The following is an 18,664-nucleotide window of genomic DNA, read 5'->3' on the forward strand; positions in this document are numbered from 1 at the left end:
ATGCTATTTTTATAGGAAATCTTTCATAAACTCCTTGATCTTATTTATTTTAATTTCACTTTCAACAAGTGATTCTCCACTTTTTAAAAAGCTAACTTTGTCATGGAAGTTGGATTTCTCTTCTTTATATAAAATTCCCAAAGGAATCTTATCTCCCCATTCCATTGATTTTTCAATAGCCTTCAATTTATTACTTGGATCGTATTCTTTTCCAAGTTTATAAACTCTTTTATTATACCATTGGAATGTATTAATTTTATTAAATGACACACATGGCTGTAAAATATCAACAAGAGCGTATCCTTTATGATTAATAGCTTCAATCATAACTTTCTTCAAATGCTCCTTATCTCCACTAAATGCTCTAGCAACAAAACCGGCACCAAGCGTTATTGCAAGCGCTACTGGATTCATAGGAATGTTATTTGACCCATTTGGCTGAACATCTGTTACATGTCCGATGTCAGTTGTAGGTGATGCTTGCCCTTTTGTTAACCCATATATTTGGTTATCGTGAACAAAATGTGTTATATCTACATTACGCCTAATATTATGAATAAAGTGATTTCCTCCTTCTCCATAGGAATCCCCTTCTCCTGTATTTACTATTACAGTTAATCTTTTATTTACAATCTTTGCTGCAACTGCAGGTGGTAATGATCTTCCATGAAGTCCACAAAATCCATTAGTATTTATATATTGAGGTGTTTTAGCAGCTTGGCCTATTCCACCAACAATAAGCACTTCGTGTGGAGCCTTACCTAAATCTATAAGTGCTTGCTTTAGAGCATCAAGAATATTATGATCCCCACATCCTGGACACCAAGCTGTTTCTGATGTTAGAAATATTTCATTATTCATTATTGCTCACCTCCAACTAGCTTACTGTATATTTCTTGAGATGAAATAGGTCTTCCATCATATTTTAAGATACTGCTATTGCATTCAATACCTGTATATTCTCTAATAAGTCCTGATAGTTGTCCTGTCGCATTTTGCTCTATATTTATTATATTTTTTACTTTTTTCACATACTTCCTAAGATTTTTCTCAGGTAAAGGCCAGACATCCCCAAATACTAATGAGCAGTATTTATTATTATTTCCCGAACGTCCATTAAGAAGTTTTATAGCTTCCTTAACCGGACTATATAATGATCCCCATGCTAAAAGTAAAGTATCTGCATTTTCTTCACCGATGAATTCAGGTTCTAAAAGTTCTTCTTTTAAATATTCCATTTTCCTTAGTCTCTTATCATTCATTTTATTTCTTACTTCACCTGATTCAGTAATATGTCCATATTCATCATGTTCATCACTATCTACCAATACTGTTAATCCTGGTATTTTACCTGGCGTTATATGTGGCGAAACACCTGTCTTTGTTAATTCATAACGCTTATAATCTTTAGCATTTATATATTCATCATCTTTTAAATACCTTTCTATTTTAATCTTATCAAAATTAAAAGGCTTTACAGTTCTTATACTATCAGCTAAAAACTGATCTCCAAGTAAAATAACTGGTATTTGATACTTATCAGCAAGATTAAATGCTCTTATAGTTTGATAAAATGCATCTTCAGGTTCCCTTAATGCTATTACCATTTTAGGTATTTCCCCTGGTGATGAGGATATAACAAATTTCAAATCTGCTTGTTCTGTTCTTGTTGGCAAACCTGTAGTAGGCCCAGGTCTTTGTATTTCTGCTATTACAAGAGGTACCTCAAGCATTCCCGATAAGCCTACAGCCTCTACCATTAGCGCAAATCCTCCTCCAGACGATCCTGTCATTGCTCTAACACCTGCATAAGAGGCTCCAATAGCCATATTTATTGAAGCAATTTCATCTTCAGCCTGTTCAACTACAATTTCTGCTTCATTCATCTTTGAAGCAAGATAATTCATTATACTTGTAGATGGTGTCATTGGATAAGCGGAATAAAATTTACATCCTGCTGCAATAGCCCCAAGAGCAATAGCATCATTTCCTCCAATTAAAATACTCTCATCATTGTTCTTAGGTTGAATTTGATACTTTGGTGCAACTAGCTTGTATCCTTCTTCAAATGCATTGAAATTTTTACTGGCGATTTCCTCTTTGAACTTTTCTGTTAATACTTCCTTAATGCCACTTAAATCCAAATTAAATAACTTTACAAAAGCACCCAAAGCTATGCTACCATATACTTTTGAATTTCCAATGCTCTTAGCTAAAGCTTTAAGAGTAAGACCAAAGAATCTTTTATCCTCAAGCTTAATTTGCTCGTCAGCAATTATAAACCCATCTTCCTTTAATCTGCCGATGTGAAGATCAATTGTTTCTTTGTCTAAAGCGATTATTCCATCGATATCATCCCAATGGGAATTTATTTGCTCATTTCCAAAGCGTATTTGAAAAAAATTATGCCCGCCTCTTACCCTTGACATATAGTCTTGTATAGTAAATATTTCAAAGCCTTTCCTTTTTAAAACTTTCTCTAATATAGAGGAAATGGTCTCCATTCCTAACCCAGCTGCTCCTCCAATTAAAATATTATAAATCATAAAATTCCTCCCTTCTAAAAACGCTTATAAATTGCATGCTGATAATATTTTATTATTGTTTCTCAGTATTATGACTAGATAAATACATATAATCTACTTATTTTTCATATAACAAAATCTACTTATAATCATATGTTAATATTAATACTAATTTATTAATAAGGTGATTATTATCAAGAAATATTCTAATTTAGATATAGATAATCTTGAGTTTTTAGGATCTGGTACGCAAGGAAAGGTTTATAAAATAGATTCACAAAAATGTATAAAGATTTTTAAGAAAAAGCAAATATGTTCAGATGAAATAGAAACTCTGGTTATGGCACAAATGGATTTGCATTTTCCTAGACTTTATGCCTTTGGTGAAAATTATATAATACGCGAATATATTGATGGAGTAGAACTTGATAAATACTTATCATCTAATCCACTATCTGAGAACATTTTCCAAAAAATTATAGAACTATATGAAGCGCTGGATTCAGTAGGCTATAACAGATTAGATGCTGCATCATTTCATATTTTTATAACCTCATTAGATGAAATTAAGTTAATTGATACAGCTAGAGCCATGAAAAAGCGGACTATATATCCTGCTTTAATCATTGAATGTTTATCCGATTTAGGATACAAAAAAGATTTTTTAAATTTTGTCAAATACAATAAACCCGAACTCTATAAAAAATGGTTAAGAAGTAAAAAATAAATTATTAATAAATATTTTATAATATTTTTTGAGGAGAGTAGAAATGAGATTTATAGTCTTTGGTGATTCTAAAGGTAAAGAAAAAGGAATAAACGAAAAAGTTCTAAATACGCTAATGAAAGAAACATGCAAATTGGATCCTACTCCAAAATTCATCGTAATTTGCGGAGATTCTGTTGCCGGCAGTAATAAAGAAGATGTTTTTAATTTTCAACTCAAAAGACTAAGAGGAATAGTAGAAAAGTATCACCCTAATATTCCCTTACTTCCAGTAGTCGGTAATCATGAAGTGAATATAGAACCTATAGATGATAGATTCGAAAAGATACTTGATCAAATTTATTGCGACTTAAATCCATGTGATTTCCTTGAAGGTTATAATAGAACAGCTTATTACAAAGATTTTGAAGATACTAGGCTTATAATCCTTAATGCCTTCCATTACGGTTCAACTCATAAAATCAGTGAGTACCAGCTTAAGTGGTTCGAAAATACTGCTTCTAAATATAAAAAAAACAAACTAGTTTTTGTTCATTCTCCGGCTTATCCTACTGGAGCTCATCTCGGGCATTGCCTCGATTTATACCCTAAATATAGAGATGCCTTTTGGAGAATTGTAGATAAGTGCAATATAGATATAGTTTTCTCTGGACATGAGCATAACTATTCAAGAAGAATCATAGACGATTCCTTTAGCAACGGGAATTCCTGCTATGAAAGAAAAGTTAATCAAGTAATCACTGGTGGTGGTGGCGAAAAGCTTAGAGATAAATATAAAAGTAAGCAAGGAATAGTAGTCGCTCCTATAGCTGTATACCACTATTTAGTTGTAGATATAGAGGCTGATTACATTAAAGTATGTGCAATTAGCTTAAAAGGTAAGAAATTAGATGAATTTATTATAGTTAAAACAAATTTCTAGCGGGTAAATTTAGATATCATGGGAAATTATACATCTGTGTAGAGAATAGTCTGCTAAACTTTATGAAGATGATTAAATGCATTATTAAGCCAAGTGAGCATAGACTATTTCTTTATATCAGAAAATAAAAAACAAATATATTTTTACTTCTATTTAAACCTAATACTAAAGCAAGCTTGAAATCAATTCCTTACTTGGTGATGGTATTGTAACTGTGCTTATAATTTCACCAGTTTCAATAAATCCTAGAGAATCAATTTTTCCCATATCAATTGTTCCTGTAATAACTGGGAATACATTTTCATTAACATTTGCTATTAAATAATCACTTATAAGATAACTGCTCCAATATTAGCCCCTACCTTAACAGCATTTTTCACCGCACCTACATCTCCAATATTACTATGTATTTCCCAGGACATGCTGGTGAAGCTAAAACTAATTCGACATTTGAAGATTTAAGCATTTCATCACATGCTTCCATTCCCTTTGCAATACTTTTATATTCAAGTAATCCAATAAGACCTTCTCATTGCTGTCTCTTCCCCTCTCATAGATTTAATAATGCATATATTATTTAACTATAACTATACTTTCATCTGTTATTTCTTTTATAATTCCATCTATGCTTGAATGAATCTTAGCTCCTAGCTTCCCACCTGAAATGTCTCTTATCAAATCACCTTTTTGAACTTTATCTCCAACTTCATCTATAGGTTCAGCTTTTGCACCTATATGTTGTGATCTTAATATTGTAACTTTTTGAGAAAAAATATTAATTCCATAATATGATAAATATTTCCCTTAAACAATGAAGTATGTTTTCCAATAGTACTCTACTAGGTAAACATAGTTACAAAGTATAAAGGGAAATATATTATCATAACTGACTAGATTATCTTATATTAAATGAATCTACCATAACACACCTACGTTTTCTGCAGAAAGACCTTGCTGTTGTTAAACCTTCACCAGTAGGGCCTGCAATAGTAAATGTTGTAGTTCCTTCCCCACCAACACCTATTCCAGCATAAGATGGTGCATTTTTGACAAAAATAGTTGTTTCTAAAAGTCTTGCCATTTTTGTAAGTTTATCCACATTTTTCGAATGCATTATAGCTGTATGTCTATTTCCATGCTCAGCAACGTAAGCACATTCAATAGCCTCATCTACATCTTTTGTTCTTACAATAGGTAGAATAGGCATCATCATTTCTTCAAGAACAAAATGATGATTCTTATCTACTTCCATAATAATTACTTTTATGCTACCATCAACTGAAATGCCAAGCTTATTTAAAATATATGGTGCGCTTTTACCTACAAAAGAAACCTTAGGTCCGCCATTTTCATTTGTAACTAAATCTAAAAGCTTTTGAATTAAGTTTCTATCTTTAATTTCATAAGCTCCATTCAGTTTCATGTAATGTATTAAATAATCACATATTTGATCAACCGCAAAGACTTCTTTTTCAGCTATACATGGAACATTATTATCAAAGCTGCATCCATTAACAATATCAATAGCGGCTTTTTCTATATCAGCAGTTTCATCAACAACAACAGGCGGATTTCCAGCACCTGCTCCAATAGCTTTTTTCCCCGTGGACATAACCTTAGTAACAATAGCAGGTCCACCAGTTGCTACGAGCATTCGGATTTTTGGATGCTCCATCATAATATTTGTATTTTCAATAGAAGGTTCTTTAACCGTTGCTATAAGATTATCAGGAGCCCCTGCTTCTTCTAATGCTTTATTTAACATAGTTACTAATTTTATTGAAACGTTTTTTGCTCTTGGATGTGGGCTAAACACTACTGTATTTCCACCAGCAATCATAGAAATAGAATTACAAATGATAGTTTCAGTAGGATTTGTAGTAGGCGTAATAGCTCCAATTACTCCAAATGAACAATATTCAACTAAAGTAAGCCCATTATCCCCTGTCATAGCCTCTGTAGTTAAATCTTCTGTTCCTGGTGTTTTTTCGGCTGCTACTCTATTTTTAATTAATTTGTGTTCATATTTACCTATTTCTGTTTCTTCAACAGACATTCTTGAAATCAATTCTAGATTTTCTTTTTTCAAGATAGTAGCTTTTATAGTATCCACATATTTTTGTCTGTTCGTCATCGAAGCATTTAATAATTGTTTTTGTGCTACAAATGATGCTTCAACTGCCGCATCCATAGTTTCAAAAATACCGTAATTTTTTGTAGAATCAACTTTATCCAAATTTAATAAGTTTTTATTTTTCACTTCTTCTATTGCTTGTCTAACTAGTTTTTCAACTAATACTACATCTACATCCATTTATATACACCTCTTTTTAAAATTTTCATCCTCTATTACAGTTCATTGCAATGCCTAAAGGCGTTACTAATAAAGGCTCATTAAACTTTATGGTTTTAATACCTATTTCTTTTTCAAAAACGTCATTAAATTCCTCAAAGGATGAAGCCCCTCCAACAACGTAAATTTCTGATACGTCATAACCGTTTAAATATCTCTTTACTATTGATGCCATTTTTTGAACTACAGGTTTAATAATCGGAAATATATCTTTATCTTTTTTCGGATCTTTCTTTAATTCTTCTGCTTCCCTAATTGATATTCCATAATATCCTGCAAGCACAAGTGTCATATGTGTACCCCCAGTTGCTTCATCAGCAGTAAAAATTACTTGTCCATCCTTCAATATACTAATTCCTGTTGTTCCACCTCCAACATCAACAACTGCACCGTCCTTAATGTCTATCACCCTAGCTGCCGCTGTTGGCTCATCCACAACATTTATAACTTCAAATCCTGCTGCTTCTACAACATTGGATATACACTTTACATTACCGGAAATAATTCCTGGTGGTATAGCAGTTGCTGCTGTTAGAAGCTCTCTACCAATTATCTCTTCAACCTTGGCTTTTAAATTTTTTACTATATTTATAGCCCCTACAAAATCTACTACAATTCCATCCTTAACAACTGTAGAAGGGTAAGTAGCTCCTGCAATAGGATTATTATTGGCATCTACAACTGATACAACAATATTGGCCGTTCCGAGGTCAACTCCCGTTTTAAGCTCTCCTTCAAATGAATTACTTTTATTTTCAGCAATCAAATTGGAGAATTCTGTTAATATGTCACTATTTATTAACATTCTTATCTCTCCTATCATAATTAATTTGTAACTAACTGCTTACTTCCTATGCAGGATAACAAAGTCATCATTTTTTAAAGCACAAGCATTAGCTTCATCAACATCCACATGCATTTCAAGAGAAGACTTATCAGAAACCCTTATTAAAACATTACCTAAGATACCATGTCTTTCGCCCATAGTTTCCACTTCAACAATTTCCTTATCTTTCACTCCCATTTTCTCAGCATATTCAGGTGTCATATGAATATGTCTTAAAGCAATGATTGTTCCGTTTGGAATTTTCACACTCCCTTTAGGTCCTATAATTTCAAGTCCTGGAGTATTTTCTAGTTGTCCTGATTCTTTAATTGGAGGTTTTACCCCCAATCTAAAACTATCTGTCATTGAAACTTCAACCTGACTTTCACTTCTTATCGGTCCTAAAATACGGACATTTTCAAATTCACCTTTAGGACCTCTAATCGTTACAGTTTCATTAGCTGCAAATTGTCCTGGTTGTTTCAAATCAATTTTTTTAGTTAAGCTATATCCTAGACCATATAGAATATCTAAATCCTTTTGACTTAGGTGCACATGCCTATTTGATACGCCAATAGGAATTTTATAATTCTCTAATGCTTTGATTTTATCTACAACTATTTTAGTAATTAACTTTACTACATCTTCGCTATGCATTTTATCAACTCACTCTCTAGATATCCTATAAAAACTCTATAAAGTTTTTGGTAATATCTTTTCTGTATCAATATGTGGTCTTGGAATAACATGTTGTGAAATCACTTCGCCAACATTTCTTGCGGCTGCAACTCCAGCATCTACAGCCGCTTTTACTGCTCCAACATCCCCGCGAACCATTACAGTTACAAGTCCTGATCCAATTTTTTCATATCCAACAAGCATAACATTCGCTGCCTTTGTCATTGCATCAGCTGCTTCTATTGCACTAACTAAGCCTTTTGTTTCAACCATTCCTAAAGCTTCATTATTCATAATAAATTCCTCCTTATTTTTTAACATATAAATCTAAATGAACATCGCATTAATAATAAACATTGAAATAAATATTACTGTAGCTGGTGGGTCTATATAAGTATCACAATAACTGTTAATAACTTTTCCTGCAATTAACCAAGCTATTGCACAGGCAATTCCTACGCAAACACCTATAAATATATTTCCTGTCATAACCGTAGCCGCTGCAGCTGGTAAAGTGATATGATGTGTTACCGGAACTCCAAAACCAGTCTGCAAGAAAATCAATGAAGTTGCACTAATTCCAAAGCAAACGATAGGATACATAGACATAACTTTAGGTGATACACCTGAATTAACCATTGATATAGCAATACCGCTTACAACAATTCCAACTGTTGCTCCAAGCACAATATGATTAACTAATGTTTTTGTATCAGGAAGCCAATCTCTTTTGCCTGACCCAGTATACTTACCAACTGGACCTGTCTTACCAAATACTAATCTCGAAATCATCAAAACGGTGAAAACAGAAATAGCAGGAAGGTCTGTTTTAAAGTTCAATACTGCACCATAAACATAGTGACATAAAAAACCTATAACTCCGAATAAACCTCCAACGAGTATTACTGTATAATCATTAATTGAATATAATGGTGTTAATACATCGTTTGCATTGCTCAATGTTTTTCTTTTATTCCCAGCAAATGCTGCTGCCGCTACTCCTGCTGCAAATGCAATATGAGGACCTAAAAAAGAACCAAAAGTAATATTTCCAATCGTTGGTTCAGCAATACCTGCTAATCCTAAAATTCCTCCAACAACTGCTAAAATTCCCGTTAAAATAAAAGCAGGTATTGATCCAAGAAGTGCTCCTAAAGCTCCTCCACCAAATGCTGCTATTAATGCATAGATATTCATAACATCAAACTCCTTAAATACTATTTAAAATTTTCCAAAACACATTGCATTGCCTTCTTTCTCAAGATTTCCACTTTATCAGTTTTTTCCCATTTAAAATTTTTATTTTCACGCCCAAAATGACCATAGGCGGCTGTATTAAAAAATTGTGGTTTCTTTAAATCAAGTTGCTCTAAAATATTAGCAACCGAAAAAGAAAAAGTCTCTTTAATTATTTTTCTTATATCTTTAATATCTACTTTCTCAGTTCCAAATGTATTAATAGTTATTGCTTCTGGTTCAGCTTCTCCAATTACATAGCTTAAGGATAATTCAACCTTATCAGCCAGCTTTGCAGCAACCATATTTTTTGCCACATACCTTGCCATATATGCTGCTGATCTATCTACTTTTGTGGGGTCTTTTCCTGAAAAGGCTCCACCACCATGTCTTCCAATTCCACCATAAGTATCTACCATAATTTTTCGTCCCGTTAAACCCGTATCGCCTGCAGGACCACCTATAACAAATCTTCCGGTAGGATTAATATGTATCTTCGTATCATATTTAATCCACCTGCTATCAATAACATTACGAATAACCTCATATTCAATAACATTTTTCATATAATCATAGTCAATATCTGGATCATGTTGAATTGAAATTACTATGCTTGAAATGTTAATTGGATTTCCATTACTATCATATTTCATTGTAATCTGAGATTTACCATCAGGACGAATCCAAGGAATTCCTTCACTTTTTCTAAGTTTGGATAACCTCATTGTAAGTTTATTGGCTAAATCACACGTTAATGGCATATAATTATCAGTCTCATTAAAGGCATACCCGTACATAATTCCTTGATCACCAGCTCCTAATATTTCTTTAGTAATCTTCCTGTTTTCTTCTATTTTGTCAACACCTAAAGCAATATCTGGAGACTGTTTATTGATATTTGTAAACACTAGGCAGGTCTTATAATCAAAACCATATTCTTCTTTCGTATAACCAATATTTTTTACAACCTCTCTTGCAACATCAACAATATTCACCTTTGCATTTGAAGTAACCTCTCCTGCTATCATAATTGTATTCTTTGAGACCATGGTTTCCACTGCGACCCTTGAATTATTGTCCTGTGCTAAATATGCATCTAAAATTCCATCCGATATCTGATCGCAAATTTTATCAGGATGTCCTTCAGTTACAGATTCTGATGTAACAAAATATTCGCTCATGTTTTATCACCTACCTTGATTTTCTGATTCTACAACATTTTTTTATATTTATAGACCGTTGTATTTTCATACTTCTTAAACACTTTGCTAAAATAACTGCTCTCATTATATCCAAGTTTAAATGCAACATCCGTAATACTTAAATCAGTAAAACAAAAATAACTTTTCGCTATACTAATCTTTCTCATGTGCAAATATTCCATAACACTTATGTTAAACTGCCTTTTAAAAATTCTACTTAAATAGCCTTGGCTTACTGAACAATTATTAATTATCTCATTTAACCCAATCTCTTCTTCAATATGATTTTCAATATAACTAAACACATCATTTAATATTGAATACTTTTTTATGCTATTTTGTTGAAAAACATAATTCATAACTTTGAATAACCAAAATTCGAAAAATCTTTTCTCATTGCCTAAATGTTCTTCCATCGGAAATAGCTCATTAAGCTTTTGGGGCTTTTTGTTTAGCAGTTGGACAGAATTAATAAGATTTTCTCCTATTTGCATAAATTCTTCTCTTAGTAACTTTGTATCAGACTTTTTAGAAGAACACATCTCATCTATTATATTAGGAATTTCATAATACATTTTTTTGTAATTTTTTTCTTTAATCATTAAAAGTAGACTATCATACTTATTCCCTTCTATCTCACTTTTAACATTCTGATTCTCATCTTTATAATTACTCAATAATTTTTCTATTTGAGAAAAGGATACAGGTTTTGATATATACTCTTTAACTTTAGTTTTTAAAGCTTCAATTGCAAAATCAAAACTGTTATAAGATGATACAATAAAAATAGTGGTACTTGGATTAATGGTGTATATCTTTTTACTAGACTCTATCCCTGATTCACCCGGCATCATGATGTCCATAAAAACAATATCTATTTTATTATTTTTACATATCTCAACTGCCTGCTCACCGCTACCAACAGAATATAAGACCTCAAATCCTTCAACTTTAGATATCATAACCTTTAAAGATGCTCTCATTAGTGGTTCATCATCTGCAATTAATACTCCATACATATCTAGACATTCCTTTCTTCGAATTTTATTGGAAATCTTATAATACTCCTTGTACCTTCTCCTTCAGTATTTTCAATAAAGGTATCATACTTTTCACCAAATAATGTTATGAGCTTTTCTCTTGCATTGGAAATGCTTATCTGAATAGATTCTCCCTCATAACCACCTTTATATATCTTGAATTTCTTAGCTATTGCCTCATCACTAAATCCAGATCCATTGTCAGAAATACATATAACAACATCCTTACCTTCATAATAAGAAGTTACCGCTACTTTTCCACCATTATTCTTTGTTGCAATTCCATAAAAAACAGCATATTCCACAAATGGCATAATAATATGGCTTGGGATTCTTTGATAATGCATTTTTTCATTCATGTTAATTGAATATTGAAGCAAATTTCCATACTTAACTTTCTGAATCTTCAAATATTTTTCAATATTTTCGAATTCATCTGATAAATTTGTATAGCTCTTTTGACTACCTAAACTCTGCTTTAAATAATCTGCAAACATTACAATCATTTCATTTGTCTTAGGTGAATCTTCAATGGCTGCTAAATTAGAAATCGAATTCAAAACATTGATTAAAAAATGTGGGTTTAATTGAGCTCTGAGATTTATAAGTTCATTTTTTTTCAATGCATTTTCTATTTCAAGTTCTTTTTTAGAATTATTTAATTCCTCAACTTCCTTTTTTAATGAGTTTTTTTGCATCAATCTATATGCTTCTTTCTCTCCCAATTGATTTATAATAAGAGAAATTAATTCCGCAACACTCATAAATTTTTCATAATCATATAATTGAACAGACTCAAACAAACTTAACATATGCTTATCTTCCCTATAATTTTGGGAATGTTTTATTACATTTTCAAGTTTACTTACTCCTGAAGGTGCATCTAAGCATCTCACTTGTCCACCAATAAAGCCACCTAGGTAATGGCCTCTAACGATTATAGGTATTGCAATTTCAAGTAATCCGCAAGGGCAAAAATATACACAATTCTTTTGCGTAACTGCTGCCTGAATTCCACCAAAAGCATCGGAAGACTTACAGACACATTCTGCTTTCTTATTTTTTCTAATCTCGCTACAAAATTCTGTGAAAGAAGTCATTTTGGTAATTGGTTCACCTTTATAATCAACAGTAACAAATGCAAGGCCTGTTGCTCTAGATATCTTTTCTTGAATATCCTCTAATGTTTCTTTGCCAAATAAATTGATTATATTAAATTTATTAATTAAATTTTCATCAATCTGCGTATTGCTGTCAACGATTTCACCTTTTGTTCTATCATGGAATTCATGCATTTAACCCACTCCTTCATACATCACAAGAATATATTTTTCTAAATATATTCTATCATACTAAGATTAGGTTAGTACACTAATTGAAGCAGTCGTTCCATACCAAATTTTGTAATATCTCTTCTATTTGCTTGTGTACATCCATCCTTTAGTGCATTTTCAGCTATAATTGATTTTACATTTTCAAATTCATTTTTATCTACACCACACTCTTTTAAGTTTTGAGGCATATTCATAATCTTCGTCAGTGTTTTAATATATGTTTTTAAAACTTCAACTGCAAATTCATCACTTTGTGCTTTTTCCACCATACCAGTTTTATAAACTAATTTAGCGTATTTCTTTAAAATCTCATGATCTTCACAGTTATAATCTATTACAATATTTACTAAGATTGAATTGGCAAGTCCGTGCGGAATATGAAATCTACCTCCTAATTGATGAGCAATGCTATGATTTATACCAAGACCCGCTATATTAAAAGCCATACCTGCCAAATTAGATGCTTCATGCATTTTATTCCTTGCTGCGATGTCAGTACCTTGTTTATAGCACTGTACCAAAGATTCAATGACCAATTCAACAGCTTTTTCAGCTAATGCATCTGAATATACATTTGCATCTTTTGCAACATATGCTTCTATTGCGTGAGTTAAAACGTCTATTCCTGTGTTTGCAGTAATGTCTGCTGGAACAGAAACTGTTAGATTTGCATCTAAGATTGCTTCATCTGGCAGCATCACATCATCAAAAATAATATGCTTTGTTTTTGTCTCAGTATCAGTAACTACTGTCGCTGACGTTACCTCAGATCCAGTTCCACTTGTAGTTGGAATTGCTATAAAATTAACTTTATCAATAAAGTTTTGCTGTTTTGCGAAATAAATAATTCCCTTCGCTGTATCTATAGCAGAGCCTCCACCATACGCAATAACTATGCTAGGATTATTTTTCTTAATAAGAGCAACACCTTTTCCAATTACATTTAGTGGCGGGTCTGGAATAACCTCATCAAAAACAGAAACATTATTACTGTCATTAATAAAACTCAGTAGACCTTTTACGCTGCCGTTTTTCACAAGAAATTGATCACATACCACACAGATATCTGTATTTTTAAATTTCTCTAGGCGCTTCAGAGAATTTTCTCCTGAATATATTTTTGTTTTAATATACACACTTTTCAAAACTTCCTCTCCTTTCCTACCTAATTGAAAAACCATTTGTTAGGGAACATCGTCTTCTTCTTGCAAAATGCCTTGCTGTAGTAGTACCTTCTCCTGTGATTGTAGCAATTGTAAAGCTGGTATCACCTTCACCATTACATCCAATTCCTACAAGTGAAGCGCCATTTTTAACAAATACTGCCGTCTGCATTACTTTTGCTGCTACATTTAATCTTTCAATTGATTGAGAATGAATTGTTGCTGTGTGCCTGAATCCTTGTTCTATTTCAAGTGCTGAATCCAAAGCTATTTCAAAATTCTTTACTCTTATTAATGGTACAAGTGGCATAAGCATTTCAACTGTTGCAAATGGATGCTGCTTTATAGTATTAACTACAATAAGCTTAATATCTCTTTCACATACAATTCCTGCAGCCTTTAAAATCTCATTTGCACTTTTACCTTCAAGACTCTTATTTAAGGTCATGTCCCTTGTTAATGTAGCTACTGTGAGTTTAAGCATTTCCTCATCATTATCTACGTAATATACATTATTTCTAACAAGCTCTTCTACTAATAAATCAGCAATACTTGAAACAGCTACTATGCTTTTTTCTGAAATACACATTATATTATTATCAAAAGAAGCTCCCCTCACAATATCTCTTGCAGCCTTTTTGATGTCAGCAGTTTCATCAACAATAGTCGTAGGATTACCAGGACCAGCTCCAATAACTTTTTTGCCAGATGCCATTGCTTGCCGTAATACATTATTACCACCTGTCGTAACCACCATTGAAATATCTGGATGAGTCATAATTTCATTGGTACAAGTAATTGAATTTTCATTTAGGGTTACAACTAAATTATCTATTCCACATCTTTCTCTTATTGCAATACTGATTATCTCTGTAACATATTTTGACACTTTTATTGCTCTTGGATGTGGACAATGAACAACTCCATTTCCTGCTGCCAGCATCCCTATTGTATTACTAATTAATGTGGCACATGGATTAGTACATGGATGTATGGCGCAGATAACACCATAAGATGATAGTTCATATAATGTCATCCCATTATCTCCTGTTCTCACTTCAGTAATTAAGTCTTCTATTCCTGGTGTTTTTTTAATCGCTAGAATAAGTTTCTCAATTTTGTCATGTACATTCCCCATTCCAGTCTCTTCAACTGTCATATAAGCTATTTCCTCAACTCTACATAAAAGCTTTTTCTTAATAGAATCAATAATCTCTTGTCTTTCATTCAAAGTAAATTTGCTATATTGATTATATGCACCTACCGCTGCTAGAACTGCATCATTCACTGAAGAAAAAACACCACTTTTTAATTCTTCGTTATTAAAAAATTTATAATTTATATCCATGTTAACCTCCTCTCTTGATTATGGAATAAATACATCTTTAGACATCAATTGTATCTATGATTCCAATAATAGCCATATCAATAGCAACCTTTTGTTTCTCTACACGTACAGCTGACCCTTTACAAAGTAATACATAATCCCCTATACCTGCTCCAACATAATCTGCTGCAACTTCTTCGTTGCCAATAAAATTTTCTTTTACATCTATTCTCTTTACAATCATTAGCTTATACCCAACTAATGAATCATCTTTTCTCGTAGCTACAACATTACCAACAACTTTTGCCATATACATGCTAATCGCAGTCCTTTCTTTTAGCAGCTTAAAAAGTGCTATTTATTATTTTCCTTTTTTTCTACTGCTAGTTTTTCTAGTTCTCTTTTCTTCTGGCTGAGATTGAGAAATTTCTATATCAGATTGCTTAAGTTGAATACCATCTTCTTCAGGTTGATCGATGTCTTCATTATTTTCAACTACTGCCCCTTCACTTTGAGAAGTATTTTCTTCCTGCTTATCTTCCTGCTTTTCAACTTTTTCAGTTAAAGCCTCTTCTAATACAACTACGGGATTTTCTAAATATTCTTTGTTTTCAACAGTATTATTTCCCTCAATAATATTATTTTCTTCACTTACATTACTTTCTTCAATTATATTATTCTCTGTGATAGAAGAAGTATCTTCTTCCTTTTTAGGCTGACAAAAAGCGCTTTCTATATTATTAGAAGGTCTTGGAATTACTTTAGATGAAACGAATGCGTTGTTTTCAGTAGCAACTTGTCTTCCTGCTGTAACTGCAGCTGTTACCGCTCCAACATCTCCTGAAACTTTTATCGTCATGTACCCGGATCCCTTAGTATTTTCAAGGTCAATTATATTAACATTAGCCGTTTTCGCCATAGCATCTGCAGCTAAAATAGCAGTTGATAAACCTATTGTTTCAACTAAACCTAATGCTTCTTTCATCCTGCCACCTCACTTTAATCTTTATTAATGTGTGCATCTTTTTACAATTTTCATAAAATACGAGTAATCTCGCATTCTATGAAAATCTTTATTATACTAAACGATACATTTGAATATGCTCTAACTTCTTCTAATAATTTGAATGTTTAAATTATTTGCCTTATCCTTAGCTAACTCAGTTATTATATCTCCTGAATATAAGAATAATTTTTTATCATTCTTATATCTTTCTATTTCCTGAACAGTAATTATTCTTTTGCCATCTTTATTATTTAAAACCTCATTATATTCTGTACTTTCATAGACCAGAGAACTATTTTCACCAAATTTATTTTCATATTCTTCAATTTGAAAAATATCCTTTGTTATTTCAATATTAAATTCTAACAAAGTCTTGTAATAATTTAATATCTTATTAATATAACTAGGTGGCTCTTTGCCAGTAAATTTCTCAAGTCCTGAACTGAGCAAAATAATTCTTTGCCCCTTTTCCATACTTTTAAAAATCCATCTACTTTCAAAAATATCATCAATGCATAATGCTGTTTTAACTACGATTTCTCTAGGAACTACTGGAAATACCGTGAGATATTCTGATGATTCATCAAAGTCAACATTCTTTCTACTTATTACGGATTTACATACACTAAATTTTTTCAAATTACTTAAGTGAAAATCATTATATATTCCATCTGGTAATACTGCATAAACTTCATATTCGTTTCGCTTATCTAATTCTTCAAATATAGATGAATACTTGTTATTCCACTCTTCAGTAAATATTACATACAGTTTCTTTGTGGGAATAAATAAATTCTGTATGGAGCTTTCGGCTTGAAGCAATTGTATGGCTTTAATCACTAATTCTCTTAGTCTTTTCTCATCTATTTCCACGTTATCCCTCCTAAGCTCTAAAAACAATTACTGTAATATTTTCTTTTTGCATAACTATCTCATTATAATTTAAAATCTTCTTATACGAATTTAGGAAGAATCTTTTCAGTGTCCATATGAGGACGTGGAATGACATGAATAGAAACAACTTCTCCAACTAATCTAGCAGATGCAGCCCCTGCATCAGTTGCTGCTTTTACAGCGCCAACATCACCACGAACCATAACTGTTACTAGACCTGAACCTATCTTTTCATATCCTATTAAATTAACATTTGCTGCTTTAACCATAGCATCTGCTGCTTCTATTGCAGCAACTAAACCTTTAGTTTCAACCATTCCTAATGCATCTGAATTCATATTAAATACCTCCTTAAATTTTAGGTAAACTTTTGTTTTTTTATATTTAACTTTATATAGAAAATATTGAATTTAATATATTATATTGATAAAGAAACTCGACTCGTATTCACTCGCTGAGTAAGTGATTCACACCAAATCAATTTTTAATGAGGTTAACTCATATATGAGTTAACTAAGTTCAAGTAACCAAATCGCAGATTTGGACTTTCACTTATTCTTAAGGAAACTCGACTCACATGCGTTCACTGAGTAAGCGATTCACACAAAATCGTAGATTTTGGTTCTCTGCTTAAATATAAGGTGTTGTAGTTGATTTAGGTTCATCACCTAACGCACCAAGTAATTTTTTACCTACTTCAATTGATGCTCTTACAGCTTGTCTTACAGCTCCCGAATCACCACTGAAAGTTAATATAACCTCATTTGAGAAACTTGTTCCGTTTCCTGGTGAACAGTAACCTACAACATCAACATTAGCAGCTTTTACAGCAACATCAGCTAAAACTGTTCCAATTGCAGCTGGTCCTGCACAAACCATTCCAAAAGCTCTGCCTAATGGCGTTCCAAAAGCTTTTTCTAAACAATAACTTGCTCTAGCTGTGTATTGAAATTCTAAATGTCCTGCATCATTTGCATACACATCTCCAAAATATTTATCTAAGCTTGAAAGTGCAATTTCAACTGCACGTCTAGCATCTGAAACATCATCAGCTCCTATATAAATTAAACTTCCATGACCTGCTCCGCCTTTAGTATCTCTAGGTAATTCAACAGAAATAACTTCTGTATTTGTAGCTTTAACAGCATCATCAACAGCCATAATTTGAGGTCCAGCTCCAGTTCTTCCGCCTATGATACCGATTGAACGGTACTTTCCTAATTTCATAGTTTCTGTAAGTAGTGGATCTACACTTGCAATTACTAGTCCAATAGTATCTCCTATTGCAGTACCTACAAATTCAGTAACACCTATTCCTCCACTAGTATTTTTGCTTATATTTTGAGAATCATTATTTTGATTTTTAACAGATATTCCAAGTTCGCTAGAAACCTGTTTCATTACCTTTTCAATCAATTGTTGATCCATTTT

General features: G+C 32.3%; 21 protein-coding genes. 2 read left to right on the plus strand and 19 right to left on the minus strand.

The annotated features are described in order from the left end of the window. Positions 1–9 precede the first annotated feature (9 nt). Both ACJDTP_RS03265 and ACJDTP_RS03270 read right to left on the minus strand, forming a co-directional pair. Positions 10–861 carry a 2-oxoacid:ferredoxin oxidoreductase subunit beta gene (locus ACJDTP_RS03265; RefSeq protein WP_406760496.1) on the minus strand — a complete coding sequence of 284 codons (852 nt, stop codon included), beginning with the start codon at positions 859–861 and terminating at the stop codon, positions 10–12. After that, complete coding sequence (locus tag ACJDTP_RS03270; RefSeq protein WP_406760497.1) at positions 861–2,546, minus strand: 2-oxoacid:acceptor oxidoreductase subunit alpha; 1,686 nt, start codon at positions 2,544–2,546, stop codon at positions 861–863. The genes ACJDTP_RS03265 and ACJDTP_RS03270 overlap by 1 nt, the downstream gene beginning before the upstream one ends. A 163-nt stretch (positions 2,547–2,709) precedes the next feature. On the opposite strand from ACJDTP_RS03270, the gene ACJDTP_RS03275 reads away from it, so the two are divergent. Then, positions 2,710–3,252, plus strand: coding sequence for an RIO2 family protein (locus ACJDTP_RS03275; RefSeq protein WP_406760498.1), 543 nt, complete (start codon positions 2,710–2,712; stop codon positions 3,250–3,252). Between the two features lie 43 nt (positions 3,253–3,295). Beyond that, entirely contained in the window at positions 3,296–4,174 is an 879-nt protein-coding gene (locus ACJDTP_RS03280; protein ID WP_077845092.1) for a metallophosphoesterase family protein, read from the plus strand. Positions 4,175–4,559: 385 nt separating this feature from the next. Here the strand turns inward: ACJDTP_RS03280 and ACJDTP_RS03285 are convergent, their stop codons facing one another. The 17 genes from ACJDTP_RS03285 to pduB all read right to left on the minus strand — a co-directional run bounded on the left by ACJDTP_RS03285 (position 4,560) and on the right by pduB (position 18,661). After that, entirely contained in the window at positions 4,560–4,658 is a 99-nt protein-coding gene (locus ACJDTP_RS03285) for a BMC domain-containing protein (protein WP_241394303.1), read from the minus strand. Positions 4,659–4,747: 89 nt separating this feature from the next. Next, positions 4,748–4,954, minus strand: coding sequence for a biotin/lipoyl-containing protein (locus tag ACJDTP_RS03290; RefSeq protein WP_406760596.1), 207 nt, complete (start codon positions 4,952–4,954; stop codon positions 4,748–4,750). Between the two features lie 115 nt (positions 4,955–5,069). Continuing rightward, on the minus strand, positions 5,070–6,488 hold the full coding sequence (locus ACJDTP_RS03295) for an aldehyde dehydrogenase family protein (RefSeq protein ID WP_078114693.1): 1,419 nt from the start codon (positions 6,486–6,488) through the stop codon (positions 5,070–5,072). A gap of 25 nt (positions 6,489–6,513) precedes the next feature. Beyond that, positions 6,514–7,332: an ethanolamine utilization protein EutJ gene (gene eutJ, locus ACJDTP_RS03300; protein ID WP_077845090.1), complete on the minus strand. Its 819-nt coding sequence runs from the start codon at positions 7,330–7,332 to the stop codon at positions 6,514–6,516. Positions 7,333–7,371: 39 nt separating this feature from the next. Further along, entirely contained in the window at positions 7,372–8,010 is a 639-nt protein-coding gene (locus tag ACJDTP_RS03305; protein WP_012060204.1) for a phosphate propanoyltransferase, read from the minus strand. A 36-nt stretch (positions 8,011–8,046) separates the two neighbouring features. Further along, on the minus strand, positions 8,047–8,325 hold the full coding sequence (gene pduA, locus ACJDTP_RS03310) for a propanediol utilization microcompartment protein PduA (RefSeq protein ID WP_012060205.1): 279 nt from the start codon (positions 8,323–8,325) through the stop codon (positions 8,047–8,049). Positions 8,326–8,358: 33 nt separating this feature from the next. After that, a complete protein-coding gene (locus ACJDTP_RS03315) occupies positions 8,359–9,228 on the minus strand; it encodes a DUF7973 family transport facilitator (protein ID WP_406760499.1) in 870 nt (289 codons plus the stop codon). A gap of 20 nt (positions 9,229–9,248) precedes the next feature. After that, positions 9,249–10,448 carry a methionine adenosyltransferase gene (metK, locus tag ACJDTP_RS03320; protein ID WP_078114690.1) on the minus strand — a complete coding sequence of 400 codons (1,200 nt, stop codon included), beginning with the start codon at positions 10,446–10,448 and terminating at the stop codon, positions 9,249–9,251. Between the two features lie 29 nt (positions 10,449–10,477). Continuing rightward, a complete protein-coding gene (locus ACJDTP_RS03325) occupies positions 10,478–11,488 on the minus strand; it encodes a response regulator (protein ID WP_406760500.1) in 1,011 nt (336 codons plus the stop codon). Positions 11,489–11,490: 2 nt separating this feature from the next. Further along, positions 11,491–12,804 (minus strand): sensor histidine kinase, encoded by a 1,314-nt coding sequence (locus tag ACJDTP_RS03330; RefSeq protein ID WP_077845086.1) that lies wholly within the window; start codon positions 12,802–12,804, stop codon positions 11,491–11,493. Between the two features lie 68 nt (positions 12,805–12,872). Beyond that, positions 12,873–13,979, minus strand: a complete 1,107-nt coding sequence (locus ACJDTP_RS03335; RefSeq protein WP_406760597.1) for a 1-propanol dehydrogenase PduQ — start codon at positions 13,977–13,979, stop codon at positions 12,873–12,875. Positions 13,980–14,004: 25 nt separating this feature from the next. Next, a complete protein-coding gene (locus ACJDTP_RS03340; RefSeq protein ID WP_077845084.1) occupies positions 14,005–15,354 on the minus strand; it encodes an aldehyde dehydrogenase family protein in 1,350 nt (449 codons plus the stop codon). A gap of 37 nt (positions 15,355–15,391) precedes the next feature. Then, positions 15,392–15,649: a EutN/CcmL family microcompartment protein gene (locus ACJDTP_RS03345; protein WP_012060212.1), complete on the minus strand. Its 258-nt coding sequence runs from the start codon at positions 15,647–15,649 to the stop codon at positions 15,392–15,394. Between the two features lie 45 nt (positions 15,650–15,694). Continuing rightward, positions 15,695–16,318: a BMC domain-containing protein gene (locus ACJDTP_RS03350; RefSeq protein ID WP_406760501.1), complete on the minus strand. Its 624-nt coding sequence runs from the start codon at positions 16,316–16,318 to the stop codon at positions 15,695–15,697. Positions 16,319–16,438: 120 nt separating this feature from the next. After that, a complete protein-coding gene (locus ACJDTP_RS03355) occupies positions 16,439–17,212 on the minus strand; it encodes a hypothetical protein (RefSeq protein WP_406760502.1) in 774 nt (257 codons plus the stop codon). A gap of 80 nt (positions 17,213–17,292) precedes the next feature. Then, on the minus strand, positions 17,293–17,571 hold the full coding sequence (gene pduA / locus ACJDTP_RS03360; RefSeq protein WP_012060215.1) for a propanediol utilization microcompartment protein PduA: 279 nt from the start codon (positions 17,569–17,571) through the stop codon (positions 17,293–17,295). A gap of 292 nt (positions 17,572–17,863) precedes the next feature. Further along, positions 17,864–18,661 carry a propanediol utilization microcompartment protein PduB gene (pduB, locus tag ACJDTP_RS03365; RefSeq protein WP_012060216.1) on the minus strand — a complete coding sequence of 266 codons (798 nt, stop codon included), beginning with the start codon at positions 18,659–18,661 and terminating at the stop codon, positions 17,864–17,866. Positions 18,662–18,664 lie beyond the last annotated feature (3 nt).

Origin of the sequence: Candidatus Clostridium helianthi (assembly GCF_045310795.1) — a bacterium.
GTDB classification, from domain to species: Bacteria; Bacillota; Clostridia; order Clostridiales; family Clostridiaceae; genus Clostridium; species Clostridium helianthi.

What these genes read in the sequence shown, in the direction of transcription:
- ACJDTP_RS03285 (WP_241394303.1), bottom strand. Translation starts at nt 4,658, where the DNA reads ATGGAAGCATGTGATGAAATGCTTAAATCTTCAAATGTCGAATTAGTT.
- ACJDTP_RS03305 (WP_012060204.1), bottom strand. Translation starts at nt 8,010, where the DNA reads ATGCATAGCGAAGATGTAGTAAAGTTAATTACTAAAATAGTTGTAGAT.
- eutJ (WP_077845090.1), bottom strand. Translation starts at nt 7,332, where the DNA reads ATGTTAATAAATAGTGACATATTAACAGAATTCTCCAATTTGATTGCT.
- ACJDTP_RS03295 (WP_078114693.1), bottom strand. Translation starts at nt 6,488, where the DNA reads ATGGATGTAGATGTAGTATTAGTTGAAAAACTAGTTAGACAAGCAATA.
- metK (WP_078114690.1), bottom strand. Translation starts at nt 10,448, where the DNA reads ATGAGCGAATATTTTGTTACATCAGAATCTGTAACTGAAGGACATCCT.
- ACJDTP_RS03340 (WP_077845084.1), bottom strand. Translation starts at nt 15,354, where the DNA reads ATGGATATAAATTATAAATTTTTTAATAACGAAGAATTAAAAAGTGGT.
- ACJDTP_RS03315 (WP_406760499.1), bottom strand. Translation starts at nt 9,228, where the DNA reads ATGAATATCTATGCATTAATAGCAGCATTTGGTGGAGGAGCTTTAGGA.
- ACJDTP_RS03345 (WP_012060212.1), bottom strand. Translation starts at nt 15,649, where the DNA reads ATGTATATGGCAAAAGTTGTTGGTAATGTTGTAGCTACGAGAAAAGAT.
- ACJDTP_RS03265 (WP_406760496.1), bottom strand. Translation starts at nt 861, where the DNA reads ATGAATAATGAAATATTTCTAACATCAGAAACAGCTTGGTGTCCAGGA.
- ACJDTP_RS03350 (WP_406760501.1), bottom strand. Translation starts at nt 16,318, where the DNA reads ATGAAAGAAGCATTAGGTTTAGTTGAAACAATAGGTTTATCAACTGCT.
- ACJDTP_RS03330 (WP_077845086.1), bottom strand. Translation starts at nt 12,804, where the DNA reads ATGCATGAATTCCATGATAGAACAAAAGGTGAAATCGTTGACAGCAAT.
- ACJDTP_RS03270 (WP_406760497.1), bottom strand. Translation starts at nt 2,546, where the DNA reads ATGATTTATAATATTTTAATTGGAGGAGCAGCTGGGTTAGGAATGGAG.
- pduA (WP_012060205.1), bottom strand. Translation starts at nt 8,325, where the DNA reads ATGAATAATGAAGCTTTAGGAATGGTTGAAACAAAAGGCTTAGTTAGT.
- ACJDTP_RS03325 (WP_406760500.1), bottom strand. Translation starts at nt 11,488, where the DNA reads ATGTATGGAGTATTAATTGCAGATGATGAACCACTAATGAGAGCATCT.
- ACJDTP_RS03280 (WP_077845092.1), top strand. Translation starts at nt 3,296, where the DNA reads ATGAGATTTATAGTCTTTGGTGATTCTAAAGGTAAAGAAAAAGGAATA.
- pduA (WP_012060215.1), bottom strand. Translation starts at nt 17,571, where the DNA reads ATGAATTCAGATGCATTAGGAATGGTTGAAACTAAAGGTTTAGTTGCT.
- pduB (WP_012060216.1), bottom strand. Translation starts at nt 18,661, where the DNA reads ATGGATCAACAATTGATTGAAAAGGTAATGAAACAGGTTTCTAGCGAA.